The organism is Segeticoccus rhizosphaerae, from assembly GCF_005222685.1.
In the GTDB taxonomy this organism is placed as follows: Bacteria; Actinomycetota; Actinomycetes; order Actinomycetales; family Dermatophilaceae; genus Segeticoccus; species Segeticoccus rhizosphaerae.
The window spans coordinates 1-2,144 of record NZ_SWMA01000083.1 but is presented as its reverse complement, the minus strand read 5'-3'; the positions used below and the strand labels follow the sequence as shown (position 1 = coordinate 2,144).

The following is a 2,144-nucleotide window of genomic DNA, read 5'->3' as shown; positions in this document are numbered from 1 at the left end:
TGTCGACGACGCTTGAAAGCGAGGCCATAGCGACGATCGAAAACTGGGCCACCCAGGCAGATTGGATGGGTGATCTCAGTGGAGGATTGGGCTTTGATTCGGCGGTTGGTCGCGGATGGTGTTCCGCAGCGGCAGGTCGCGCGGGACTTGGGCATCGGCCGGGAAACGGTCCGTCGGGCGTTGGCGGCGGACGGGCCGCCGAAGTATGTGCGGGCGTCGGTGCCGACGTCGTTCACGCCGTTCGAGGCGCGGGTGCGGCAGCTGTTGGCCAAGACGCCGCAGATGCCGGCGACGGTGCTCGCCGAGCGGGTCGGCTGGACCGGGTCGATGACGTGGTTTCGTGACAACGTCCGGCGGCTGCGTCCAGAGCACCGACTGGTCGATCCCTCGGATCGACTGACGTGGCTGCCGGGTGACGCGGCGCAGTGCGACTTGTGGTTCCCGCCGAAGAAGATCCCGTTGGAGGATGGTCGGAGGGTGCTGCTTCCGGTGATGGTGATCACCGCGGCGCATTCCCGCTTCATGGTCGGACGGATGATCCCGACCCGTCACACCGCCGACCTGCTGCTGGGCATGTGGATGCTGCTGCAGGTTCTCGGCGCGGTGCCGCGCCGGTTGATCTGGGACAACGAGTCCGGCATCGGTCGCGGCAAGCGGCATGCCGAGGGAGTTGGCGCGTTCACCGGCACGCTGGCGACCACGTTGCAGCGGCTCAAGCCCTACGACCCCGAGTCGAAGGGCCTGGTCGAACGCAGGAACGGGTTCTTCGAGACGTCCTTCATGCCCGGCCGGGAGTTCTGCTCGCCGGCTGATTTCAACGCCCAGTTCACCGGGTGGCTCGCCCTGGCCAACGCCCGGGTGGTGCGGACCATCAAGGCCACGCCGATCGACCGGCTCGCCGCGGACAAGGCCGCGATGCTGCCGCTGCCGCCCGTGGCGCCGGCGGTGGGCTGGGTCAACCGGGTCCGGCTGGGACGTGACTACTACGTCCGCGTCGACTCAAGCGACTACTCCGTCGACCCAGCGGTGATCGGCCGGTTCGTCGACGTCCATGCCGACCTGTCGCGGGTCGAGGTCCGTCACGAAGGACGCCTCGTCGCCGCCCACGACCGGGTGTGGGCGCGCGGCATGACCATCACCGACCCCGCCCACGTCACCGCGGCGAAGGCACTGCGCGAGCAGTTCCAGCATCCGCTGCCAGCCGTCGACCCAGACGCCGCAATGGTGCGCGACCTGGCCGACTACGACCGCGCCTTCGGCCTGCCCGGGCAGGTGGCGTGATGGCCGCCAAGAAGAGCGACACCACCGAGGCGCTCAAGCAACTGGCCTATCTGGCGTCAGCGTTGAAGGCACCACGGATCACCGAAGCCGCCGGCCGGCTTGCTGATCATGCCCGCGACGCCGGCTGGACGCACGAGGAGTACCTGGCCGCCGTTTTGGACCGCGAGGTCGCCGCCCGGAACGCGTCGGGCGCCCAACTGCGGATCCGCGCCGCCGGGTTCCCCGCGAGGAAGACGATCGAGGAGTTCGACTGGGACGCCCAACCGAGCGCGCGCCAACAGGTCGCGGCCCTTGCATCGGGCGGGTTCCTGACCGAGGCACGCAACGTCGTGCTACTGGGCCCGCCCGGGACCGGGAAGACTCACCTAGCCACCGGGCTAGGCATCGCCGCTGCGAACCACGGCCACCGCGTGCTCTTCGCGACCGCGGTCGGCTGGGTCACCCGCCTGACCGACGCCCACCGCGCCGGCCGGCTCCCGCAAGAACTCACCCGGCTGCGGCGCTACGGGCTGATCATCGTCGACGAGGTCGGCTACCTGCCCTTCGAGCAAGACGCCGCGAACCTCTTCTTCCAGCTCGTCTCATCACGCTACGAGCACGCCTCGCTGATCCTGACATCAAACCTGCCCTTCAGCGGCTGGGGAAGCGTCTTCGGCGACCAGGCCGTCGCCGCCGCGATGATCGACCGCGTCGTCCACCACGCCGACGTCCTCACCCTCAAGGGCGCCTCCTACCGGCTACGCAACCGCGGCATCGACACCCTGCCCAGCGTCAGAACCCAAGACACGGCAGACTAGAACTCAACAAACCGGTGGCCTCGTTTCCGAGCGTCGCATCGGCCTCATTTTCGAGCGTTGCCGACA

The 2,144-nt window shown here is 68.7% G+C and carries 2 protein-coding genes; both read left to right on the top strand.

Annotated features, from left to right (window positions below; all coding sequences use genetic code 11):
* Positions 1 to 69 precede the first annotated feature (69 nt).
* Positions 70 to 1,281: an IS21 family transposase gene (gene istA, locus FCN22_RS21360; protein ID WP_137123579.1), complete on the top strand. Its 1,212-nt coding sequence runs from the start codon at positions 70 to 72 to the stop codon at positions 1,279 to 1,281.
* Positions 1,281 to 2,078, top strand: coding sequence for an IS21-like element helper ATPase IstB (istB, locus tag FCN22_RS21355; protein WP_137123578.1), 798 nt, complete (start codon positions 1,281 to 1,283; stop codon positions 2,076 to 2,078). Before istA ends, istB begins: the two co-directional genes overlap by 1 nt.
* Positions 2,079 to 2,144: the final 66 nt, after the last annotated feature.